We start from the raw sequence: 21,907 nt of genomic DNA, 5'->3' as shown, positions 1-21,907 counted from the left end.
TCTGAATGCTTGGGGGAACATAATTACATGCTGCACAAATTTAAAAAGATAGACTATTCTATTGTCTTTATACTCGTTATTCTGATGGGTATCAGTATTTTGTCGATTTACAGTACAACGTTTGGTCGTCCAAAGCTGGAGGCACTCCCGAAAAGCGCAGTGATCTTTTATATTTTGGGCTTCGTAGTCTTTTTTGGGATGTCGATGATCAACTATAAATTCATAATCAAAAATTATTTATATATCTATGGCGTGGGTATGCTCCTGCTCATATTTGTTATGTTCTTTGGTAAGGAGTATTACGGGGCGAAAGGCTGGCTGTCTATCTTCGGGGTCAGTTTGCAGCCTGCTGAGTTGTTCAAGTTATGCCTGATTGTGTTTTTATCGGCCTTTTTGGCCCGAAAGAAAAATCGTCCGCTCTATTTTGGGCGTGATGTTATTCCAATCTCACTCTGTGTTCTGCCGCCTTTACTACTCGTATTGCTTCAAAATGACTTGGGAAATGCGTTAAGTTATGTAGTCATTCTTGTAGGCCTACTATGGATTGGTAACATTAAATTTACGCATGCCCTTATTGGCTTTATGATCGCAGTGGCTGCCTTTATCGGTGGTACACAGGCGTATATTCATTACCATGATGAGATTGTTAAATTTCTGAATGGCATTGGACGTTCACACTGGGCGGATCGTTTTGACCCCTGGCTTGTACCAGAGTTGACCTCAAGAGATGTGCTCTGGCAGACGTATAATGCGAAGCTTGCGATTGGTTCTGGTGGTATTACAGGCAAAGGGTATATGGAAGGCACGACGATTCAGTCGAATCGGGTGCCGCTGGCCTATGCGGATTCCATCTTCGTACAGATTGGGGAGGAATTTGGCTTTATCGGTGCCTCGGTATTGCTTCTCCTGTACTTTATCCTGATTCACAGGCTGGTGCTGATTGCACTGGAGTGTAAGGATCGTGCCGGGCCATATCTAATTGTAGGTATTATAGCGATGCTGCTTTACCAAATCTTTGTCAATATCGGTCCATTCATTGGTCTGATGCCATTGACAGGGATTACGCTGCCGTTTATTAGTTCGGGTGGTACCTCCATTATGATCAACATGATCAGTATGGGGATTGTGATGAGTATCAAGGTTCATACGGAAGAGAACGAGGATATCCTCGGCTCTGCGGAACAACCTAGCATTACCGATTTGGTGAAGAAATTGCTAAGACGCAAGCCATCCCAGCAAGAGCAATAACGTTCTCGAATCAAAACTTGAAATAACACGTCAGGTATTTTCATATGAGTCCGTTAACTATAGAACCCTGGAACAGATCAGCCCAAGTCACATTGGGATGAATGTTGCAGGGTTTTTATTGTTTTTACGGTGTTAATCGGCGGCCATGGAATAATTCAATGTTTAACCTGAAGCGATCCAGATTTCCTTTTTATTATCCAATTATATACAATGGTAATATTGAGTTTAATTGGAAATGATAGAATGATAGATTTCAGGGGGCTGGACGGAGTCATGTTGAGAATGCTGAAGAAGATGGACGGTGTGATTCTTTTTGTAATGCTGTTGCTCATGATTATAAGTATATTTGCGATTTACAGCGGAACGCAGACAGATGCCAACCTGGCGAATCATCATGTCAAAACGATTTATTTCTATGTAGCCGGGTTTATTGCGGTGCTTATAATCGGGCTTGTGAATTACAAGTTATACGTGAAATATGCGTTTTATTTGTATGGCTTGGGGATCATACTGCTGATCCTGGCCAATGTCCTGGGCAGTTCAATCAATAATGCCAACGGCTGGCTGAAGCTGGGCGACAATTTTTCTTTTCAACCGGCAGAGCTGTTCAAGATGATTCTGATTCTGTTTCTCGCTCATTTGATCGTGAAGAGACAACGAGGTACGCTGAAATTTTGGAGAGATATTGTGCCGATTGGCTGTTGGGCGTTTATTCCGTTTGCTCTTGTTATGGCTCAGAATGATCTGGGGAATGCGCTGGGGTATGTGGTTATTGTGGCTGCGGTATTCTGGATTGGAAATATGAGACTAAAGCACGCATTGATTGGGCTGGCGATTGTGGCAGTGGCGTTCTTTGGCTTTGTCAAAGCCTATACCTTCTACCATGACGAAGTGTTCACCTTTCTTGAAAAGATAAAAAGGGAGCATTGGGCGGAACGGATTGACCCCTGGCTTGTACCGGAAAAGGCTACCTCCAAAGCTTCCTGGCATACGAAAAATGCAGGATTGGCCATTGGTTCAGGGGGTATCATCGGAAAAGGTTATTTGCAAGGAACATCCGTTCAGAGTGGACGAGTGCCCTATACGTATTCCGATTCCATTTTTGTCGTGATCGCAGAGGAGTTTGGGTTTGTCGGTGCATCCATACTGATTCTGTTGTACTTTATTCTGATCCACCGCATGGTGCTGATTGCTCTGAGATGCAGAGATCGCGCGGGACCCGTCATCATTGTAGGCATTATCGGGATGCTATTGTATCAGGTGTTCGAGAACGTGGGGGCGTTCCTTGGGCTGATGCCGCTCACAGGTATTACGTTGCCGTTCATCAGTTACGGGGGGACCTCTTTGCTTATTAATATGGCTTGTATTGGTGTAGTCATGAGCATTAAGTTGTACGGGCAAGAAGAGGAGGATGAACTTCTGATGGGGGAGCAGCAACCCCGGTTATCGGAACGTTTATGGAATATGCTCAAGAAAGAGAAAAGTGCTGTGTAACTGTTGAGTCGGTATAGGCGAAAAGTTAAGTGATGGAGCGTATAACGTGATCGTACTTAGAAATAAAGAGGTTGATTTGCCCTGTAACCAGGTGCAGATCAGCCTTTTTAGCATGAGTGGTGAGGGAATGTAAATCATAGTATCGATTTAGTAGATTTATTGCAAATGCTAGGTTTACTTCCGGTTCTCCGGGGCATACTGATAGACATGAGAGAGTTGCAGGCAACGTGATCAGAGAGCCGAGGGGGAGAACGGAATGAACAGACGAATTGTAAAGCAAATTGGACTTATTATTGTATGTCTTATGATGATTATCATGATGTGGGAAGGTCAGAAAACGGATGCAGCTGTGGCAGCCGCAGCGATTCCAGAACAATCGATTCGTTTGCGTATTCTAGCAAACTCGGATGCACCGGGAGATCAATTGGTGAAACGCGAGATTCGGGATGCTGTCGTTGCTCAGATGGGCGAGTGGGTAGCCGAGCTGGAGAATCCGCAAAGTCTGGATGAAGCGCGCCAGGTCATTCGTGAGCATTTGTCCGAGATTGAGAATAAAGTAGGAGAAGAGTTAGCGAGTCGTGGCTTGCATTATGCATATCAGGTGGAGTTGGGTTCTGTTCCGTTCCCGACCAAACTATATGGTGGTACCGTGTATCCTGCTGGCGATTATGAAGCGGTTCGGATCACGCTGGGCGAAGGAAAAGGTCAGAACTGGTGGTGTGTGTTGTTCCCGCCGCTGTGCTTCATTGATGCAGGGACTGGGGATGCCCTGGCGAAACCTTCAACGGTATCGGCCATAACGGCAGAACCTGGAGATGTAGAGGCATCCGTACAGGGAGATACACCGGAGGCGAGATTCTTTCTGTGGGATATGGCTGTGAAACTGTGGAGTTGGGTCACTGGATTATTCGCATAACAACGAATTTGTACTATGTAAAGGGGCGACTTCGATTCAGGAAGCTGCCTTTTTTATATGAACTGGTGGTGAAGTTACATTGAGACTCATGCGTGGAGTGAAGTGTGAAGGGCATCCGAGGCGGGACAGGTATGTTATAATTACTTATATTGAATATGGATATGAACTAACCTACTTGAAGTTTAGGAATGATGATATATGAGCAGAGAAAACGAACCATTGCAACACACCTCTGAGATGAGGGATGGTAAAGAAGACCGTGATATGAAAGTTCCGGGAGAGCTGGTTACCGAGATGTGGGATGTACGCGTCTTGGTTAGCGCTGAGAATGATCATGGAATGGGTAATATTGAAACGGTGGATGTGAAAAAGGGGAGCGCCGATCAACAGGCGCTCGCCGACTTGCAGGCCGCCGCAGCCTGCATTCGTCAAGGTCAGACGGTGGCCTTTCCGACCGAGACGGTCTATGGCTTGGGTGCTGATGCGCGTAGCACGGCAGCCGTGGAGGCCGTATTTGTCGCCAAAGGCCGACCTTCTGACAATCCACTGATCGTGCATATCGCGCACCGTGACCAGTTGGATGCTCTGGTCACGGAAGTGAATGAAACGGCGGAAGCGCTAATGGCGGCCTTCTGGCCGGGACCATTGACGCTTGTGCTGCCGGTTAGGCCGGGGGCGGTGTCCCCGCGTGTCACCGCCGGGCTGGACACGGTGGCCGTGCGCATGCCGGACCATCCGGTGGCCTTGCAGTTGATCGCGGCGGCGGCGTGCCCTGTGGCTGCGCCAAGCGCCAACCGCTCCGGGCGGCCAAGCCCGACACTCGCGTCGCATGTGCGCGAGGATCTGGATGGCCGCATCGGCGGCATCGTGGACGGCGGCCCCACCGGGGTGGGCGTCGAGTCCACGGTGGTGCAGGTCGGTGACAACGGTACCGTCACCATCCTGCGCCCTGGCGGCATTACGGCGGAACAGCTGTCCGCCGTTGCCGCCCGTGTCGCCACGGACCCCGCGCTACTCGCGGATGTGGCCGATGGCGTGGGCAGCCCGGCGCCGCGCTCGCCGGGCATGAAGTACACGCACTACGCACCCGCAGGGGCGCTGTGCGTGGTGGAGGGGCCGCCCGCAGCGGTGGCGGCCTGGATCGGCGCCGCCCTTGCAGAGGCGGCGCTGCGCGGAGAGCGCACCGCTGTGCTGGCGTTCGCCGAGCACGCGGAGCAGTACCGCGCCGATGCCGTGTTCTCGCTGGGCGACGCCAGCGAGCTGGAAGAAGCAGCGCGCCGGCTATATGCCGCGCTGCGCAGCTGCGATGAGCAAGGCGCCACATATATTGTGGCTGAAGCCTGCTCACGCGAAGGGCTGGGAGCAGCCGTCATGAATCGGCTGCTCAAGGCTGCGGGGAACCAACTCATACAAGTTGGCAACCAGCAACCCTCATAACCTCTCCTGATCATACAGTCAGGAGAGTGCTCAACTTTTTTACAAAACAACATCAATATACCTATAAAGCCAGCATCGAAATCATTAGATCCGTCGCCGTTTACCTTTCATCGGTCATGTTTGAGTCCTTGTCCGCATAACGTGTACAAGAACCTTTACGTGACTTGGGGGTATGGGGATGTGGGATGTGTCTGCCCATGTAGGGCAGTTGGTAACCATTTTGATCATGGCTGTTGCGCTTGGCCTCGATGCGTTCTCGCTCGGAATCGGAATTGGCATGAAGGGCATTCGGCTGCGGGATGTATTGCGGATCAGTACAGTAACAGCGCTGTTTCATATCATCATGCCGCTCATCGGCATGTACATGGGCAAATACGTCAGCTCGCTGCTGGGTGACATTACGACCTATGCGGCAGGTGGATTGCTTATCCTGCTGGGCGGTCATATGATTCTGAATGCATTCCGAGAAGGCGATACGAAGCTGGTGGACCACCGTTCCCTGCTCGGCGTCGTTTTGTTCTCCCTCAGTGTAAGTGTGGATTCGTTTTCCGTGGGTGTTTCACTAGGGATGTTTAGTAGTGATCTGGTATTGACCGTACTTGCTTTCGGCCTGTGTGGCGGGGTGATGTCGGTTATGGGTCTGCTATTAGGTCGCCGGGTGAGCCGGAATCTTGGTGATTACGGTGAAGCCATTGGTGGCGCAATCTTGCTTGCGTTTGGACTTTTGTTTATATTTTAGAATAAAACTTGAGAAATCATATCATTCGCATCATATGTAAAATGGGGAGGCTAACACAATGAAACATATTTTATTCGTATGTACAGGAAATACGTGCCGCAGCCCCATGGCAGAGGGGCTTTTGCGAAAATTGGCATCGGAGCGCGGCATTCAGGTAGAGGTTCGCTCCGCAGGTGTCGCAGCAACGTCGGGTATGCCGATTTCCCGTCATGCTGAAGCAGTTTTGAGAGATCATAACGTTGAAGGTCCGCCGCATTCCACACAACTTAGCTCCAACTTGGTGGGATGGGCTGATCTGGTTCTTACGTTAACACGCAGTCATAAACAGCATGTCATGCAGGTATTTCCCGACTCGGTCCACAAAACCTATACATTGAAAGAATATGTGGAGGATGATGAACAGGTATTGAATGATGTTCAGGAATTGGACAGCCTGTTTGCGACGCTGGAGATGAAACGTGCCCTTGGGCAAGAGATCCTGGCATCGGAGCGTGAGCGAGCTATCGAGATCAGACAACGAATTCCAAGTTTCGACATCTCTGATCCGTTTGGTGGAAGTCGTGATGATTACAATATCGCTGCGGCCGAGATTCGGACCGCATTGGACCGGCTTTTGGATAAGCTAGGATAATTCTGATCCTGCAGGGCAGGTTATAAAAACAGGACACATGATGTAAATTAACCGTTGATTTTAGCCGCGGGTTGTTTTATGATGAAGGGGAAAACAGGGATCCGGTGTAACTGGCGACGAAGTGGGCATAACCACGATGGAGCACCGGAACAAACGGCCGGTCGCCTGGGCAAAAGAGCAATTCTGCGTTACCCGCAGACTGCTCTTTTTTTCGTCTTTCATCTGATTATTCGCTATAATAGTACCTGAGATGCCGTGCAAGAATACAAAGGACAACCAAGTTAAAGCGGGCATGATTTTATCGGGAGGCGATGATAGGATGACTATTGAGTTAGATTCGGAACAACCCGGATTGCAGGAACAGACCGCATCCATTCTGCATGAACTGGCGCTTGCCGGACAGCTTGGGCCTGGACAGATCGTTGTGATCGGTACAAGCACAAGTGAAGTCGCAGGCCAGCGGATTGGTACGAGTGGTGCCATTGAGGTGGCGCAGCAGCTTCTTGCGGGTATACGCGAGGTGCAGGAGGAGTTCGGTTTTGACACAGTATTCCAATGTTGTGAGCATCTGAACCGTGCGCTGGTAATGGAACGTTCTGTGCTTACTCGTCTTGGATTGACTGAGGTTGGTGCAGTACCCGTGCCCAAGGCCGGAGGTTCAATGGCATCCGCAGCATATCGTTCGCTGACCGATCCATGCCTGGCTGAACATTTGCAGGCCCATGCGGGACTGGACATTGGGGAGACGATGATTGGAATGCATCTCCGGCATGTAGCCGTACCTTTTCGTACAGCGCTCCGTTATGTTGGAGATGCACGTGTGACGACAGCGTTGACTCGTCCGAAGTTGATTGGCGGCGAACGCGCGGTGTATCGTATGGAAGAACAACCAGATTCGACATTTTGTGACTAACATATAAAACGAGACTGATTGGGTTACACTCCTGACTTTGATTGCATCACCATCTTCCGATCGCTGTTATCCCCAGATTTTTTAATTCCCTATTAAAGGGGAAATCCGGTGATAAAGGCGACCACTTCGTTTCTTCAGATTGGTGTTGCACTCGCCGTTTTCGTGTAAACATTAGTTCCGCTTTATAACTTCACTTATAACTGGGAGGAATTTAATCATGGAACAATTGCGCAAGAATGACCCGGCAGTACTGGAAGCAATGAATCTTGAACTGAAACGTCAACAGAACAACATCGAACTGATTGCATCCGAGAACATCGTAAGTGAAGCAGTAATCGAAGCATTGGGATCTGTTCTGACCAACAAGTACGCTGAAGGATATCCAGGTAAACGTTACTATGGCGGTTGTGAGCATGTGGACATCGTTGAAGACATCGCGCGTGATCGTGCAAAAGAATTGTTCGGAGCAGAACATGTGAATGTTCAACCTCACTCCGGTGCACAAGCAAACATGGCGGTATATCTTGCAGCGTTGAAGCCTGGTGATACTGTACTCGGTATGAACCTTGCCCATGGTGGACACCTCACACACGGTAGCCCGGTTAACGCATCCGGTTTGCTGTACAACTTCGTAGCATACGGTGTACAAGAAGACACATTCCTGATTGATTATGATGAAGTGCGCAAAGCGGCTTTCAAACACCGCCCTCGTCTGATCGTTGCAGGTGCAAGTGCCTATCCGCGTACCATTGACTTTGAGAAGTTGGCTTCCATCGCCAATGATGTAGGCGCATTGTTCATGGTGGACATGGCTCACATCGCAGGACTGGTTGCTGCTGGATTGCATCCAAGCCCAGTTCCACATGCGCATTTCGTAACAACAACAACACACAAAACGCTGCGTGGACCTCGTGGTGGTATGATCCTGTGCCGTAAAGCATGGGCAGCAGCAATTGATAAAGCCGTATTCCCTGGTTCCCAAGGTGGACCTCTGATGCACGTGATCGCTTCCAAAGCGGTAGCATTCGGTGAAGCTTTGCAGCCATCGTTCAAAACGTATGCAGAGAATGTTGTGAAAAACGCACAGGTTCTGGCTGAAACACTGATTGCTGAAGGATTGAACATCGTATCTGGTGGTACAGATAACCACTTGATGCTGATCGACACACGCAGTGTGAACATCACAGGTAAGGAAGCTGAGCATGTACTCGATTCCATCGGCATTACCGTGAACAAAAATGCAATTCCATTCGACCCTACAAGCCCGTTTGTAACGAGCGGTATTCGAATTGGTACACCTGCTGCAACTTCCCGTGGCATGAACGAAGAAGCGATGGTTGCTATTGGTAAGATTATTGCCAAAACATTGAAAAATCCTAAAGATACGGCGAAGCTGGATGAAGCTCGTGCAGAAGTGACTGCACTGACAGACCAATTCCCGCTCTATACCGACCTTAAATACTAGGATTACTAAAAATATTGCTCGTGCTGTTTGTATTTGAGTTTCTCTAAAATGGAATACAAAATAACGAAGCAGACAGAATGAGGCCGTAGAAGCGAAGCGTTCGCATTTATTCCCGAATTTACACCTTCATAAGGTGATTCATAAAATTCGGGAATAACAGCGATTGAAGGAGCATTCTGGTGGCGGAGTGCAATTGTATTTATCATTTTCCTTATCTCAATAACACAACAGCATGAGCAAAACAGGACCGGATGGATCATTTTCCGGTCCTGTTTTTTATAGGATTCGGTATTCTGTAATGATTGGGTGCCCTTTGATGGTGTAATTCGTTGTTGGTGATGATATAATATACAGGATTTATCGAGCCCATGAATGGTGGCTAGGTATATTTGGAAATGCTGAACATGAAGAACTTACCGGAGGGACAAATTAGATGGGAAAATTAGTAATATGTGATCACCCTTTGATTCAACACAAACTGACGTTTATACGCGACATGCGTACGAATACGAAAGATTTTCGTGAATTGGTGGATGAAGTAGCAACGTTGATGGCTTATGAGATTACAAGAGATGTTGAACTGGAAACGATTGATGTACAGACACCTGTAGCCGCAACACAAGGTAAAGTCATCTCTGGACGTATGCTCGGACTGGTGCCGATTCTGCGTGCAGGACTTGGAATGCTGGATGGCGTTGTGAAATTGTTGCCAGCGGCAAAAGTTGGACATGTTGGTCTGTTCCGTGACCCGGAAACACTGCAACCGGTAGAATACTACACCAAACTGCCTACAGACGTAACAGAGCGTCAATTGATTGTGATTGATCCGATGCTCGCGACTGGCGGTTCGGCTATTGCAGCCATTGACGTGCTCAAAAAACGTGGCTGTACTCAAATTAAGATGATGAACCTGGTGGCAGCACCGGAAGGCGTTAAAGCTGTACAGGATGCACATCCCGATGTGGATATCTATGTGGCAGCATTGGACGACCGTCTGGATGATCATGGTTACATCGTTCCAGGACTTGGAGATGCAGGAGACCGTCTATACGGCACTAAATAAGCATATTGCATGCTTGTAATCGGAACTTATAGAAAAGGGGCTTTGCTCGAATGTCCAAGAAAATTAAAGTCATGACGATTTTCGGGGTGCGTCCGGAAGCCATCAAGATGGCTCCGCTTATTTTGGAATTGCAAAAACATCCCGAGTCTATTGAATCTATTGTTTGCGTAACTGCGCAGCATCGCCAGATGTTGGATCAGGTACTTGAAGTTTTCGACATTCATCCCGATTATGATCTGGATGTGATGAAAGACCGTCAGACATTGAATGAAATTACAATTCGTGTGCTTGGCGGTTTGGAGCCAGTGTTAGCCGAAGCTAAACCGGATATTGTACTGGTTCACGGGGATACATTGACTACCTTTGTAGCGAGCTATGCAGCATTTCTGCAACAGATTCAGGTAGGGCATGTGGAAGCGGGGCTGCGGACGTGGAACAAGCTGTCTCCATATCCTGAAGAGATGAACCGTCAGTTGACGGGAGTACTGGCTGATCTACACTTTGCGCCTACGGACTGGTCTTCTTCGAATCTTGCCAAAGAAAATAAATCGGAGTCTAGTACGTACGTCACAGGCAACACGGTAACAGATGTGTTTCAATATACAGTACGGGAGGACTACAAGCACCCGGTACTTGATTGGGCCCAAGGCAAACGCCTTGTGCTGATGACAGCTCATCGCCGTGAATCTCAGGGCGAGCCTCACCGCAACATTTTCCAGGCCGTCAAACGGATTGCCGACGAATTTGAAGATATTGCCATCGTGTACCCGGTGCATCCAAGTCCTGCTGTGAAGGAGCCGGCTCACGCGATCTTGGGGAATCATCCCCGTATTCAATTAATTGATCCACTAGACGTGGTGGATTTGCATAACTTTTACCCGCATACTCACTTGATTTTGACTGATTCAGGCGGTTTGCAGGAAGAAGCGCCTTCGTTTGGTGTGCCTGTACTCGTATTGCGCGATACAACAGAGCGCCCGGAAGGTATTGAAGCTGGAACGCTGGAACTGGTTGGTACCGAAGAGGAACGTGTATATGAACGGACCAAAGCTCTGCTTACAGATGAAACACTGTATGCAAGCATGAGTCAGGCTGCTAATCCATACGGTGATGGACATGCTTCGGAAAGAATTGTCAATGCGATTTTGCACCATTTCGGTGTAAATAGTGACCGTCCGGAATCATTTCACAGAAAATTCAAAAAATAATACATTTTTTCTGACGGATTTATAAAGGGCATAGCATACAGTTAAACTGTACGGTTTACGCGGGTTTATGGGCTTTGAGGGTCTATATTCCCGTCGTTTTCCCCTTTAAAACGCTAAAATCATTCAATTGACAAAGGCTCTCATCATTCAGTAAAATTAACTGGGATTGCAAGGGTGGCGTGGAAAATGGCCGATTCGAACAAACCAAATTCATCCCGTAACCATGACGATAATGTATGGAAAGCGATGGGGCTCGTGACAGCTTTTGGGATCGAGATTGCCATTCTCGCTGTTGTCGGATATTACGCTGGCTCCTGGTTGGACAAGACCATTGGAGGTAACGGAATATGGATCGCCGTAAGCGTTCTCTTTTTTCTTGCGGCAGGCGGTGTGAGCATCTACTTTATCGCGAAAAAATTCATGGGGGAAAGTGATGAGTGAACTAACCAGATACCGCAGATCGATGACTGTTTTCATCATGTACTTTCTTATGATTTGTTTTCTCGCAGCGGCCTTTATGCCACGTGTGGAGACAATTGCTTTGGGACTAGCCCTGGGTACAGGAATTAGCTGGATCAATGCATTTTACTTGGGCTACAAAGTAAGGAAAATGTCTGATGATGCGGCAGAAGGTAACTTGAAGCGTGTGAACCTGGGATTTTTGACAAGAGCGGCACTCGCTGTGCTCGGTATATTCATATCGATGCGCTTCCCGCAGTACTTCAATACATATGCGGTTGCAGGCGGTCTCGTCATTGCACAATTTTCCTTACTGATTATAGGGATTGTCCATTCCCGCAGAGCAGAATGATGTTAGGTGCTGCAGCTTTCAAGTCGAGAAAGGGGTGAGAAAAATATGCATGAAGCTCCAATTATTATGCTTGGCGGATTTCGACTGGATCTATCGGTTGTGTTGATGCTGGTAGTTACAGGTGCCCTTGTTTTTATTTTTGCTGTACTGGCCACACGAAGACTATCCGTTGAAAACCCCGGCAAGCTGCAAAATTTTATGGAGTGGGCAGTAGAATTCGTCCGCAATCTGATTTCCAGTACAATGGATATGAAGAAAGGTAAACATTTTATCTCTCTCGCTCTTTCCATGATCATGTTCATTTTTGTAGGAAACATGCTCGGACTTCCGTTCCAAGCGGTAACTGCAGTGGACAGCGCAGAACATGCGCAAGTGTTCGGTCAGCCGATTGTTACAGCGGTGGAGGCGTTTGAAGAAGCACATGCCAAGGACCCGGAAGCACATCCACACGTTGAACTGGCCTGGTGGAAATCACCGACAGCCGATTTGTCTGTAACGATGGGACTCGCTCTCGTAGCGTTCCTTGTATCTCATGGACTCGGATTGTTCCGCAACACCAGAGGATATCTCCAGCATTACCTGAAGCCATTCGCTTTGTTCTTGCCAATCAACCTGATTGAGACGGCATCCAAGCTGTTGACACACGGTATGCGTCTATTCGCGAATATCTTCGCAGGTGAGGTACTGATCGCAACGATCCTGAAACTGACCACATTCAAAGTGTTTGGTGCTATTGCAGCGATTCCGCTACTAATGGTGTGGCAAGGCTTTAGTATCTTTATCGGCGCGATCCAGGCATTTGTGTTTGTTATCTTGATGATGGTGTACATTTCACAGAGCATCGAGACGCACGACGAGCATTAAGTTTCAAGCCCTACGAAGATTTCTTCACCAGGCTGAACAATAAAAAATTCGATTTAACATTTTAAGGAGGATATACAAATGGGAGCAATGGCATTAATCGCAGCAGCAATTGTTGCAGGACTGGGCGCGTTTGGCGCAGGTATTGGTAACGGTATGGTAATCAGCAAAACGGTGGAAGGTATTGCCCGTCAACCGGAAGCAAAATCCACTCTTCAAACAACAATGTTTATCGGTGTAGGTTTGATCGAGGTATTGCCGATCATCGGTGTGGTACTCGCGTTCATGTTCTACGGTATGGCTTAATTTAATTTTAAAGGTTTGGCGGGGAAGGCCATAGCCATCCGCGCCTTCTTTTTAGGTAATGTCTGCTACGTGCAGATGAACGTTTCAAGGATACCTCCAGGAAGGAGTGAACAGATTGAGTTTCATATGGGAAAATACGCTTCTTGCGATTATTGCATTCGCTATTTTATATTGGCTGCTTAGCCGTTATGCTTTCGGTCCTTTGTTCTCCATTATGGAAAAACGTCGTGAACTCGTGTTGACGCAGATGAATGAGGCTGCACAGACTCGGGAACAGGCCATTGCCTATGTGGAGGAACAAAAACAAGCTCTTGAGCAAGCGCGCAAAGATGCTTACGACATCATTGAACAATCCAAACAAACGGGTGGCAAACAAGCTGAATCGATCTTGGCTGATGCGAAAGCAGAAGCTAATCGTCTGAAAGACGATGCAGTACGCGAGATCGAGAGCGAGAAGAACAAAGCAGTCGCAGCGCTTCGCAGCGAGCTGGGCACAGCTTCCGTTCAGATTGCATCCAAGTTGATCAAAAAAGAAGTTGAGAACGGTCCTGCACAAGAAGAACTTGTGAACCAATACCTCAATGAGGTAGGAGGCCGACAATGAGCCGCGATACGATTGTTGCCAAGCGTTATGCGAAAGCATTGTTCGAAGTTGCTCTTCAGCAACAGCAGGTGCTTGAGGTTGAACAGGAACTGGTTGCAGTAGTCAGTGCATTGACCGGAGATGCTGATATCGAGAAATTTATCGTATCCCCTAATATTTCTGATGAAGCCAAACAGAACGTGCTTCACTCAAGTCTTGATGGTAAGGTATCCGAGTCTGTTCTTCGTACAGTCTTGTTGTTGATTGAGCGCGGACGCGTTGAATTGCTGGGAGACTTGCTGAATGATTATCGGAAAATCCAAGGTGAGTCGCTCGGCATCGCTGATGCGCGTGTCTACTCGACTTATGCATTGAATGATGAAGAAAAAGAAGCGGTAGCCCGTGAATTCGGTGGCCGTGTGAATAAAAAGATTCGTATCGAGAACATTGTTGATCCGACTCTGCTGGGCGGATTGAAAGTCGCCATTGGCGATACGATCTATGACGGCAGCTTGGCTGGCAAGCTCGAACGTCTTGAGCAGTCTTTTAACAGACGAGTACAGTAGATTGGGGTGAGGACACTTGAGTATCAAACCAGAAGAAATCAGTACATTAATTAAGAGCCAAATCGAACAATACAAGACCGATATCGATGTAGTCGAAGTCGGAACGGTAATCGAGGTTGGTGATGGTATCGCTCGTGTTTACGGACTTGAGAACGTCATGTCCAACGAGTTGGTTGAATTCCCAAGCGGTGTTATGGGACTCGCCATGAACGTGGAAGAAAGCAATGTCGGTGTCGTTATCCTGGGACCTTACTACGATATTCGTGAAGGCGACCAAGTGAAACGTACTGGTCAAATCATGCAAGTGCCTGTAGGCGAAGCATTGATTGGACGCGTTGTGAACCCACTCGGTATTCCAGTAGATGGCAAAGGGCCAATCGCTACAACGGAATTCCGTCCAGTTGAAGGTAAAGCACCAGGCGTAATGGATCGTAAATCGGTTCATGAGCCGATGCAAACAGGTATCAAAGCCATTGATGCAATGGTACCAATCGGTCGTGGACAACGTGAGTTGATCATCGGTGACCGTCAAACAGGTAAAACATCCATCGCAATTGATGCGATCCTGAACCAAAAAGGTAGCGGCATGAAGTGTATCTATGTAGCTATTGGTCAGAAACAGTCTACAGTTGCTCAAGTTGTGGAAACTCTTCGTCGTAAAGGCGCAATGGAGTACACGATTGTTGTAACTGCAGCAGCTTCCGATCCATCACCACTCTTGTACATCGCACCGTATTCCGGTTGTTCGATGGGTGAGTACTTCATGTACAAAGGCGAGCACGTTCTGGTTATCTACGATGACTTGACCAAACAAGCCTCTGCGTACCGTGAGCTTTCCTTGTTGCTTCGTCGTCCACCGGGCCGTGAGGCTTATCCGGGTGACGTCTTCTACCTGCACTCCCGTTTGCTGGAGCGTGCTGCGAAGCTGAATGATGAACTTGGTGGTGGTTCTTTAACCGCACTTCCGTTTATTGAAACACAAGCTTCCGACGTATCGGCATACATTCCAACGAACGTAATCTCCATCACGGACGGACAAATCTTCTTGGAAGCTGACTTGTTCAATGCTGGACAACGCCCGGCGATCAACGTAGGTATTTCCGTATCCCGTGTCGGTGGTTCTGCTCAGATCAAAGCGATGAAAAAGGTTGCAGGTTCCCTGCGTCTCGACCTCGCTCAATATCGTGAGCTTCAAGCGTTCTCCCAGTTCGGTTCCGATCTGGATAAAGCGACTCAGGCCCGCCTGAATCGTGGTGCACGCATGATGGAAATCCTGAAGCAAGGTGTTAACCAGCCTCTGCCTGTAGAACAACAGGTTGTCAGCTTGTACACCGCGGTTAAAGGATTCCTGGATGAGATTCCAACAGGTGATGTTACTCGTTTCGAGCGTGAGTTCCTCGCGTTCATGGAGAGCAGCCATCCGGAGATTCTCGCATCCATCCGTGATACTAAAGAATTGACTGCAGACAACGAAAATGCACTGAAAGGTGCAATTGAGAAGTTCAGAAAGAGCTTTGCTGTCTCTGTCTAAATAAATGATTGCAGGTGCGGAGTTGTCTAACCGATTCCGCATGTCTGCATGTAATACTTTGACTCTGTCAAAAAAGATGATGCTTACGATGTAGTTTTGACTCTGTCAAAACTATGTTATTGCTTACGAAGTAACTTTGGCTCTGCCAAAGTAGGGTTGTGCTTACGATGTAGTTTTGACTTTGTCAGAACTATGTTATTGCTTACGAAGTAACTTTGGCTCTGCCAAAGTAGGGTTGTGCTTACGATGTAGTTTTGACTTTGTCAGAACTATGTTATTGCTTACGAAGTAACTTTGGCTCTGCCAAAGTTTTGAGGTGGTGAAATCATGGCAAAAGGCATGCGCGAAATTAAGCGGCAAATTAAAAGCGTACAAAGCACCAAGCAGATCACCAAAGCAATGGAGATGGTAGCTGCTGCAAAACTGCGTAAAGCGCAGGAAAAAGCGGAAGCAGCCCGTCCTTATTCGGAGAAACTGAAAGAAGTTGTCGCGAGTATTGCATCAAGCACGCAAGGGATACAGCATCCGATGCTGGAGAGCCGTCCGGTCAAAAAGACAGCTTACCTGATCATTACATCGGACCGTGGTCTTGCAGGTGGATACAATGCGAACGTTTTGCGTCAGGTTAATCAGACGCTCAAAGAGCGCCACAACTCCCAGGATGACTACGAATTGTTCGTCATTGGACGTAAAGGACGCGATTACTTCAGACGTCGTGAAATTGCGATGGCATCCACAACAACGGATCTGTCGGATTCGCCTTCATTTGCAGACATCAAATCCATCGCACACGAAGCTGTTCATGGGTTTGAACTGGCTGAATTTGATGAATTGTACATTTGTTATAACCGCTTTGTGAATGCGTTGACCCAGATTCCTACGGTAGAAAAACTTCTTCCGATGGAAACACCTGAGGTAACTGCTGCGGAAGGACCAACGGCAAGCTACGAATACGAGCCGTCTGCTGAAGCTGTACTGGAGGTTTTGCTTCCGCGTTACGCGGAAACGCTGATCTATGGTGCACTTCTGAACGGTAAGGCAAGTGAGCTCGGCGCGAAAATGACGGCAATGGGTAATGCAACCAAAAATGCATCCAAACTCATTAATGACTTGTCATTGACTTACAACCGTGCCCGTCAAGCGGCGATTACGCAGGAGATTACGGAAATTGTGGCAGGTGCCAACGCAGCACAAGGCTAACCGTTTTTTTATTAATGAAGGCTTGCAGAGCAAAGATAAACGAACGGTACATTATTTTTGCAAAAGTAGCAGGCTTGTAGGAGGGGAACGTTAAGATGAACAAAGGACGCGTTGTGAGCATCATGGGTCCGGTTGTTGACGTCGAGTTTGATCGCGGCGGTCTGCCGGAAATCCTCAATGCCATTACGATCACTACAGTAAGTGAGAGCGGCGTTAGTGTAAACCTTACACTCGAAGCTTCGAAACATCTGGGTGACAACCGAGTACGTTGTATTGCGATGTCCTCCACGGATGGACTTGTTCGTGGTATGGAAGCTTTAGATACAGGAGCGCCAATCTCTGTACCCGTCGGAGAAGCAACACTGGGTCGTGTATTTAACGTACTCGGCGAAGCAATTGATACTGGCGGTGCTGTAGCTGCTGAGCACAAGAACCCGATTCACCGTTCAGCACCTGCATTTGATGAACTGACTACCCAAGCAGAAATGCTGGAGACAGGAATCAAAGTTATCGACTTGCTCGCACCTTACGCTAAAGGTGGTAAGATCGGTCTCTTCGGTGGTGCCGGTGTAGGTAAGACGGTAACCATTCAGGAATTGATCAACAACATCGCACAAGAACACGGTGGTATCTCCGTATTCGCCGGTGTTGGTGAGCGTACACGTGAAGGTAATGACTTGTATCACGAGATGAGTGATTCCGGCGTTATCAACAAAACAGCAATGGTCTTCGGACAAATGAACGAGCCTCCAGGCGCACGTCTTCGTGTAGCCCTCACAGGTCTGACGATGGCGGAATACTTCCGTGATGAAGAAGGCCGTGACGTGTTGCTCTTTATCGATAACATCTTCCGTTTCACCCAAGCCGGTTCAGAAGTATCTGCCTTGCTTGGACGTATGCCTTCCGCGGTAGGTTACCAACCTACGCTGGCAACAGAAATGGGTCAATTGCAAGAGCGTATCACTTCAACGAAAAAAGGTTCTGTAACTTCCATCCAGGCCATCTACGTGCCTGCGGATGACTACACTGACCCGGCTCCTGCAACGACGTTTGCTCACTTGGATGCAACGACGAACCTGGAGCGTAAAATTTCCGAGATGGGTATCTACCCTGCGGTAGATCCGCTCGCATCCAGCTCCCGGATCTTGTCCCCTGAAGTTGTAGGTGAAGAACACTACAGCGTAGCTCAAGGCGTTAAACGTATCTTGGCACGTTACAATGAATTGCAAGATATCATTGCAATCTTGGGTATGGACGAGTTGAGTGAAGAAGACAGAGCGCTTGTATACCGTGCTCGTAAAATCCAACGTTTCTTGTCCCAGCCTTTCCACGTTGCTGAAGCATTTAACGGTATTCCAGGTAAATACGTTCCGGTTAAAGAAACGGTGCGCAGCTTTAAAGAGATTCTCGAAGGTAAGTATGATGATCTTCCGGAAGCAGCTTTCCTCTTTGTTGGTACAATTGAAGAGGCAGTGGAGAAAGCCAAAACACTGGTTTAGTCTGAATCCAGGATTGTCCTTATGTGGGCTATCCTTCGGATAGTTTCAGGAGGGATGGAATTGAGCACCTTTTTGTTGGAAATTGTAACACCCGAGCGTCTGGTATATTCAGAACAAGTGGATAGCATCACGGCTCGTGGTATTGAAGGGGAACTGGGCATTCTGCCTGGTCATATTCCTATGGTTACACCTTTGCAGATTGCACCAATCTATATTCGTAACGGAAAAGAAAATAAACAAGTTGCTATCGGTGGCGGGTTTATCGAAGTACGTAAAGATAAGGTTGTTGTACTTGCAGAGAGTGCTGAATTCCCGGAAAACATTGATGTGGATCGTGCGCGTGCGGCGAAAGAGCGGGCAGAACGTCGGCTTGCAAGCCAAAGCAATCAGGACCATTTTGACCACCGTCGTGCAGAGATTGCTCTGCAAAAAGCGGTTAACCGGATTAATGTATTCGGCAAATAAACGATTCTTGGAAGCCCGGCGGCTTAGTCTGCCGGGCTTTTTTGAGTTTGGTTGATAGAATTGTTTTATCGAATATAGTAAAACAACTGGCTTCAAATTCCACGACATCCCTTCATTAAACAGAAGTTTCTTAAGCAGATTATTCACCGATTATGAGAATTTGAATAGAATGTAGGACTAAAGTAGTGGGCGCATTTACCACTGAGAGAACCATTTTTTTCATGGGGGAATTCAAATTATTTCCGAGGAAATGACAGAATCGATATCGAAATAGCGCTCTTTTATGTCGTTTTAGTCACAAAATCCCGGCATTTTAAAATTAAAATATTTTAGAAGTGGAAATCAATGTAATTGACAATGTATGATGAAAGAGCCTATATTCCATAGAGTCAGCAGAAGGAAGCTGCGTAGTAGATTCCATAGTCATGCACAGCCGCATTGTTGCTGCTCGGTGATTGGGCATCAGGAGATTCCTGCCTGGCAGGAGTAAATCTGACAGTACGCTCAGCATGTTATGCTCAAGGTATTCCAGTATACTAACAAGTTATGGTTGCTGGGCATATGATATGCTGATCGCTGCAACAAATGTGGAGGTAATGAATATATGGATACTGATCTGACGAATCAGGTGAATCAGGCGCTAAGCACCAATGGCTTGGTCTCAATTATCGTCTCCCTGTTATGTATAGCGTTGTCTTGGTGGGCTTTGCAGAATCTCAAACTGGATTTGATCATCAGACAGCCACGAGGTGCTCAGGGAAGACTGTTACATTTGTTGCTCGCCATCATTTTGGGGCACGCCGTTGCTGGCTTTGTCATTGACTACTTGTCCTGGACCCAAATGTTGAAGAATTTGTTTTAATGTTGAGATGGTTGGTTAATCATCTGTTAGGATCTTCAAGGAGCTCATTGTCGAATAACATCGATTAATTGTGTTAACAATTAGAGTATGAGTTGTCGGTAAAGAAATTAAGAAAAAAATGTGACGTGAAATTGGATGAATTTGAGATGTTTTATGTAAAAATGCTTGTATCGTACAATTCAACAATGTTATGATGGAAGTTAGGGAATTCACAATTGTTCACTTATTTTGTAGTTATAAACGGGATATCCGGTTGATGCCGGCTAATAACCATCCCACTCTGTCTGTTCTGATGCTCTGCTGGCTTGTAAGACACTGATTTTACATGCTGAATGGCAAGAGGCACGGCACATGGTATCATTGATATGGATTATAAAAACCAATTCTTTTCTGAACAGACATCTGTGGCAACATGCCAGAATATGTCGAAATTCCACACACAGCAACAGTCCTTTCTAGCATAGTGGGGCTTACGTATTCCGGAATGAAGAAAAGGGAATAAAAGCGCGGAGGGAACCATGATGAGCAAATTTATCGTCCGCGGTGGCAAAAGGTTGACCGGAAGTGTCAAAGTTAGCGGCGCTAAAAATTCTGTTCTTCCGATCATCGCTGCCTCTCTCTTAGGGGAAGAAGGACAAAGCGTTATTATTGACGCGCCTCCTCTAGACGATGTGATGACGATTAACAAGGTGTTGGAATCGCTGGGAGCGGGAGTTACATACCGGGACGAAGTGATTACCGTAAATGCGGAGAAACTTACTTCCTGTGAAGCCCCGTATGAATGGGTAAGTAAAATGCGGGCGTCTTTCCTGGTCATGGGGCCTTTGTTGACGCGAATGGGTCATACAAGAATCTCACTTCCTGGTGGATGTGCCATCGGTACACGACCTATTGATCAGCATTTGAAAGGTTTTGAAGCCATGGGCGCAGAGATCAGCTTGGGCCAAGGTTATATCGAAGCTCGTAGCCAAGGTCGGTTACGTGGCGCGAAAATTTATCTGGATGTGGCTTCCGTAGGTGCCACTCAAAATATTATGATGGCTGCAACATTGGCCGAAGGCGTAACTGTTCTGGAGAATGCGGCAAAAGAACCTGAAATTGTGGATCTTGCCAACTTCCTGAATGGAATGGGTGCCATTGTACGTGGTGCTGGTACTGGAGTGATCCGCATCGAAGGTGTGGAGAAACTGACAGGCGTAACACACACCGTTATTCCGGATCGGGTAGAAGCTGGTACGTATATGGCTGCTGCTGCAATCTCTGGTGGTGACGTGTACATTGAAGGTGCAATCTCTGATCACCTGGGCTCCGTTATTGCGAAGCTTGAAGAGATGGGTGTAACGATCCAACCGGATGAGAATGGCGTGCGTGTAATCGCAGATCGTCCTCTTAAGGCTGTGGATGTAAAAACATTACCATACCCAGGATTCCCGACAGATATGCAATCCCAGATGATGGCACTCTTGCTCGCATCTGAAGGAACAAGTGTCGTGACAGAGACTGTTTTTGAAAACCGATTCATGCATGTGGATGAATTCCAATTGATGAATGCGGAGATCAAAGTTGAAGGACGTTCGTCCATCATCACAGGTAATGCCAAACTGAAGGGTGCCAAAGTAACGGCTACCGATTTGCGTGCGGGTGCCGCACTCATTATTGCAGGTCTTGTTGCTGAAGGTACAACGGAAGTGGGCGGTGTTCATCACATCGACCGTGGCTATGTACATCTTGCGGAGAAGCTTAACGGACTTGGCGCTGACATCTATCGGATCTCGGTTGATGAGCCTAAGCTGGAAGCAACCAAAGCACCTAGTGAAAAAGTGGAGAAAGAAGTACCGATGTTTAAGGTACAACCAACTTTGGCTTAACACTGGATTGATTTAAAAGAATACTGTTCTGTAGTATGAGTCACACGGTTGTGTGGATTATGAATACGATGGAGCACATATTGTAAAAGATGATAAAGCTAAGCCATCCGGCTTGGCTTTTTTTGTTGTGTTTATTTTCAAAAAGATCAACGAGATATTTAATACCTGATTCTATTAATAGCTGGTCCTAACTTGTATAGCATAACATTGTATTCTGTACCGATTCTGAACCAAATGAAAG

Annotated in this window: 22 protein-coding genes and 1 riboswitch; all 22 genes read left to right on the top strand. The window is 47.4% G+C overall.

Features of this window, described 5'->3' with window-relative positions; genetic code table 11:
* Positions 1 to 27 precede the first annotated feature (27 nt).
* The 22 genes from NYE45_RS27480 to murA all read left to right on the top strand — a co-directional run bounded on the left by NYE45_RS27480 (position 28) and on the right by murA (position 21,666).
* Positions 28 to 1,248 carry an FtsW/RodA/SpoVE family cell cycle protein gene (locus NYE45_RS27480; protein WP_340014711.1) on the top strand — a complete coding sequence of 407 codons (1,221 nt, stop codon included), beginning with the start codon at positions 28 to 30 and terminating at the stop codon, positions 1,246 to 1,248.
* Positions 1,249 to 1,521: 273 nt separating this feature from the next.
* Positions 1,522 to 2,742 (top strand): FtsW/RodA/SpoVE family cell cycle protein, encoded by a 1,221-nt coding sequence (locus NYE45_RS27475; protein WP_340014710.1) that lies wholly within the window; start codon positions 1,522 to 1,524, stop codon positions 2,740 to 2,742.
* A 256-nt stretch (positions 2,743 to 2,998) separates the two neighbouring features.
* On the top strand, positions 2,999 to 3,658 hold the full coding sequence (gene spoIIR, locus NYE45_RS27470) for a stage II sporulation protein R (RefSeq protein ID WP_340014709.1): 660 nt from the start codon (positions 2,999 to 3,001) through the stop codon (positions 3,656 to 3,658).
* A 198-nt stretch (positions 3,659 to 3,856) separates the two neighbouring features.
* On the top strand, positions 3,857 to 5,095 hold the full coding sequence (locus NYE45_RS27465) for an L-threonylcarbamoyladenylate synthase (RefSeq protein ID WP_340014708.1): 1,239 nt from the start codon (positions 3,857 to 3,859) through the stop codon (positions 5,093 to 5,095).
* Positions 5,096 to 5,273: 178 nt separating this feature from the next.
* Positions 5,274 to 5,834: a manganese efflux pump MntP family protein gene (locus NYE45_RS27460; protein WP_076332549.1), complete on the top strand. Its 561-nt coding sequence runs from the start codon at positions 5,274 to 5,276 to the stop codon at positions 5,832 to 5,834.
* A gap of 58 nt (positions 5,835 to 5,892) precedes the next feature.
* Positions 5,893 to 6,465 (top strand): low molecular weight protein arginine phosphatase, encoded by a 573-nt coding sequence (locus NYE45_RS27455; protein WP_062836957.1) that lies wholly within the window; start codon positions 5,893 to 5,895, stop codon positions 6,463 to 6,465.
* A gap of 96 nt (positions 6,466 to 6,561) precedes the next feature.
* Positions 6,562 to 6,643, top strand: a riboswitch (ZMP/ZTP riboswitch).
* Between the two features lie 141 nt (positions 6,644 to 6,784).
* Positions 6,785 to 7,378, top strand: a complete 594-nt coding sequence (locus tag NYE45_RS27450; RefSeq protein ID WP_340014707.1) for a TIGR01440 family protein — start codon at positions 6,785 to 6,787, stop codon at positions 7,376 to 7,378.
* A gap of 217 nt (positions 7,379 to 7,595) precedes the next feature.
* Positions 7,596 to 8,843 carry a serine hydroxymethyltransferase gene (gene glyA, locus NYE45_RS27445; RefSeq protein WP_167350929.1) on the top strand — a complete coding sequence of 416 codons (1,248 nt, stop codon included), beginning with the start codon at positions 7,596 to 7,598 and terminating at the stop codon, positions 8,841 to 8,843.
* A 433-nt stretch (positions 8,844 to 9,276) separates the two neighbouring features.
* Entirely contained in the window at positions 9,277 to 9,906 is a 630-nt protein-coding gene (gene upp, locus NYE45_RS27440) for a uracil phosphoribosyltransferase (RefSeq protein WP_017691929.1), read from the top strand.
* 50 nt (positions 9,907 to 9,956) lie between these two features.
* Entirely contained in the window at positions 9,957 to 11,114 is a 1,158-nt protein-coding gene (wecB, locus tag NYE45_RS27435; protein WP_062836960.1) for a UDP-N-acetylglucosamine 2-epimerase (non-hydrolyzing), read from the top strand.
* Between the two features lie 186 nt (positions 11,115 to 11,300).
* The gene (locus NYE45_RS27430) at positions 11,301 to 11,555 is read left to right on the top strand and encodes an AtpZ/AtpI family protein (protein ID WP_145051553.1); all 255 of its coding nucleotides are present in this window, start codon (positions 11,301 to 11,303) and stop codon (positions 11,553 to 11,555) included.
* Entirely contained in the window at positions 11,548 to 11,925 is a 378-nt protein-coding gene (locus tag NYE45_RS27425) for an ATP synthase subunit I (RefSeq protein ID WP_062836961.1), read from the top strand. The genes NYE45_RS27430 and NYE45_RS27425 overlap by 8 nt, the downstream gene beginning before the upstream one ends.
* 45 nt (positions 11,926 to 11,970) lie before the next feature.
* The gene (gene atpB, locus NYE45_RS27420) at positions 11,971 to 12,789 is read left to right on the top strand and encodes a F0F1 ATP synthase subunit A (protein WP_062836962.1); all 819 of its coding nucleotides are present in this window, start codon (positions 11,971 to 11,973) and stop codon (positions 12,787 to 12,789) included.
* Positions 12,790 to 12,867: 78 nt separating this feature from the next.
* Positions 12,868 to 13,092, top strand: coding sequence for a F0F1 ATP synthase subunit C (gene atpE, locus NYE45_RS27415; RefSeq protein WP_017691934.1), 225 nt, complete (start codon positions 12,868 to 12,870; stop codon positions 13,090 to 13,092).
* 115 nt (positions 13,093 to 13,207) lie between these two features.
* The gene (gene atpF, locus NYE45_RS27410) at positions 13,208 to 13,696 is read left to right on the top strand and encodes a F0F1 ATP synthase subunit B (RefSeq protein ID WP_062836963.1); all 489 of its coding nucleotides are present in this window, start codon (positions 13,208 to 13,210) and stop codon (positions 13,694 to 13,696) included.
* Positions 13,693 to 14,241 (top strand): F0F1 ATP synthase subunit delta, encoded by a 549-nt coding sequence (locus NYE45_RS27405; RefSeq protein ID WP_062836964.1) that lies wholly within the window; start codon positions 13,693 to 13,695, stop codon positions 14,239 to 14,241. Before atpF ends, NYE45_RS27405 begins: the two co-directional genes overlap by 4 nt.
* A gap of 16 nt (positions 14,242 to 14,257) precedes the next feature.
* Positions 14,258 to 15,772, top strand: coding sequence for a F0F1 ATP synthase subunit alpha (gene atpA, locus NYE45_RS27400; protein WP_047840700.1), 1,515 nt, complete (start codon positions 14,258 to 14,260; stop codon positions 15,770 to 15,772).
* Positions 15,773 to 16,099: 327 nt separating this feature from the next.
* Entirely contained in the window at positions 16,100 to 16,972 is an 873-nt protein-coding gene (gene atpG / locus NYE45_RS27395; RefSeq protein ID WP_036612560.1) for an ATP synthase F1 subunit gamma, read from the top strand.
* Between the two features lie 95 nt (positions 16,973 to 17,067).
* Positions 17,068 to 18,471: a F0F1 ATP synthase subunit beta gene (atpD, locus tag NYE45_RS27390; protein ID WP_047840699.1), complete on the top strand. Its 1,404-nt coding sequence runs from the start codon at positions 17,068 to 17,070 to the stop codon at positions 18,469 to 18,471.
* Between the two features lie 60 nt (positions 18,472 to 18,531).
* On the top strand, positions 18,532 to 18,936 hold the full coding sequence (locus NYE45_RS27385) for a F0F1 ATP synthase subunit epsilon (protein ID WP_062836965.1): 405 nt from the start codon (positions 18,532 to 18,534) through the stop codon (positions 18,934 to 18,936).
* A gap of 604 nt (positions 18,937 to 19,540) precedes the next feature.
* Complete coding sequence (locus NYE45_RS27380; RefSeq protein ID WP_076332551.1) at positions 19,541 to 19,798, top strand: DUF1146 family protein; 258 nt, start codon at positions 19,541 to 19,543, stop codon at positions 19,796 to 19,798.
* 521 nt (positions 19,799 to 20,319) lie between these two features.
* Positions 20,320 to 21,666 carry a UDP-N-acetylglucosamine 1-carboxyvinyltransferase gene (gene murA / locus NYE45_RS27375; protein WP_082762960.1) on the top strand — a complete coding sequence of 449 codons (1,347 nt, stop codon included), beginning with the start codon at positions 20,320 to 20,322 and terminating at the stop codon, positions 21,664 to 21,666.
* The last annotated feature ends 241 nt before the right edge of the window (positions 21,667 to 21,907 follow it).

The sequence above is a fragment of the Paenibacillus sp. FSL K6-1318 genome (assembly GCF_037976905.1).
In the GTDB taxonomy this organism is placed as follows: Bacteria; Bacillota; Bacilli; order Paenibacillales; family Paenibacillaceae; genus Paenibacillus; species Paenibacillus amylolyticus_A.
Note: the sequence above shows the minus strand (reverse complement) of the source record. Positions and strands in the feature narration are given on the sequence as shown.

What these genes read in the sequence shown, in the direction of transcription:
- murA (WP_082762960.1), top strand. Translation starts at nt 20,320, where the DNA reads ATGAGCAAATTTATCGTCCGCGGTGGCAAAAGGTTGACCGGAAGTGTC.
- atpE (WP_017691934.1), top strand. Translation starts at nt 12,868, where the DNA reads ATGGGAGCAATGGCATTAATCGCAGCAGCAATTGTTGCAGGACTGGGC.
- NYE45_RS27480 (WP_340014711.1), top strand. Translation starts at nt 28, where the DNA reads ATGCTGCACAAATTTAAAAAGATAGACTATTCTATTGTCTTTATACTC.
- glyA (WP_167350929.1), top strand. Translation starts at nt 7,596, where the DNA reads ATGGAACAATTGCGCAAGAATGACCCGGCAGTACTGGAAGCAATGAAT.
- NYE45_RS27455 (WP_062836957.1), top strand. Translation starts at nt 5,893, where the DNA reads ATGAAACATATTTTATTCGTATGTACAGGAAATACGTGCCGCAGCCCC.
- spoIIR (WP_340014709.1), top strand. Translation starts at nt 2,999, where the DNA reads ATGAACAGACGAATTGTAAAGCAAATTGGACTTATTATTGTATGTCTT.
- NYE45_RS27450 (WP_340014707.1), top strand. Translation starts at nt 6,785, where the DNA reads ATGACTATTGAGTTAGATTCGGAACAACCCGGATTGCAGGAACAGACC.
- atpD (WP_047840699.1), top strand. Translation starts at nt 17,068, where the DNA reads ATGAACAAAGGACGCGTTGTGAGCATCATGGGTCCGGTTGTTGACGTC.
- atpG (WP_036612560.1), top strand. Translation starts at nt 16,100, where the DNA reads ATGGCAAAAGGCATGCGCGAAATTAAGCGGCAAATTAAAAGCGTACAA.
- NYE45_RS27405 (WP_062836964.1), top strand. Translation starts at nt 13,693, where the DNA reads ATGAGCCGCGATACGATTGTTGCCAAGCGTTATGCGAAAGCATTGTTC.
- atpB (WP_062836962.1), top strand. Translation starts at nt 11,971, where the DNA reads ATGCATGAAGCTCCAATTATTATGCTTGGCGGATTTCGACTGGATCTA.
- NYE45_RS27460 (WP_076332549.1), top strand. Translation starts at nt 5,274, where the DNA reads ATGTGGGATGTGTCTGCCCATGTAGGGCAGTTGGTAACCATTTTGATC.
- wecB (WP_062836960.1), top strand. Translation starts at nt 9,957, where the DNA reads ATGTCCAAGAAAATTAAAGTCATGACGATTTTCGGGGTGCGTCCGGAA.
- NYE45_RS27425 (WP_062836961.1), top strand. Translation starts at nt 11,548, where the DNA reads ATGAGTGAACTAACCAGATACCGCAGATCGATGACTGTTTTCATCATG.
- NYE45_RS27475 (WP_340014710.1), top strand. Translation starts at nt 1,522, where the DNA reads ATGTTGAGAATGCTGAAGAAGATGGACGGTGTGATTCTTTTTGTAATG.
- NYE45_RS27430 (WP_145051553.1), top strand. Translation starts at nt 11,301, where the DNA reads ATGGCCGATTCGAACAAACCAAATTCATCCCGTAACCATGACGATAAT.
- NYE45_RS27380 (WP_076332551.1), top strand. Translation starts at nt 19,541, where the DNA reads ATGGATACTGATCTGACGAATCAGGTGAATCAGGCGCTAAGCACCAAT.
- NYE45_RS27465 (WP_340014708.1), top strand. Translation starts at nt 3,857, where the DNA reads ATGAGCAGAGAAAACGAACCATTGCAACACACCTCTGAGATGAGGGAT.
- upp (WP_017691929.1), top strand. Translation starts at nt 9,277, where the DNA reads ATGGGAAAATTAGTAATATGTGATCACCCTTTGATTCAACACAAACTG.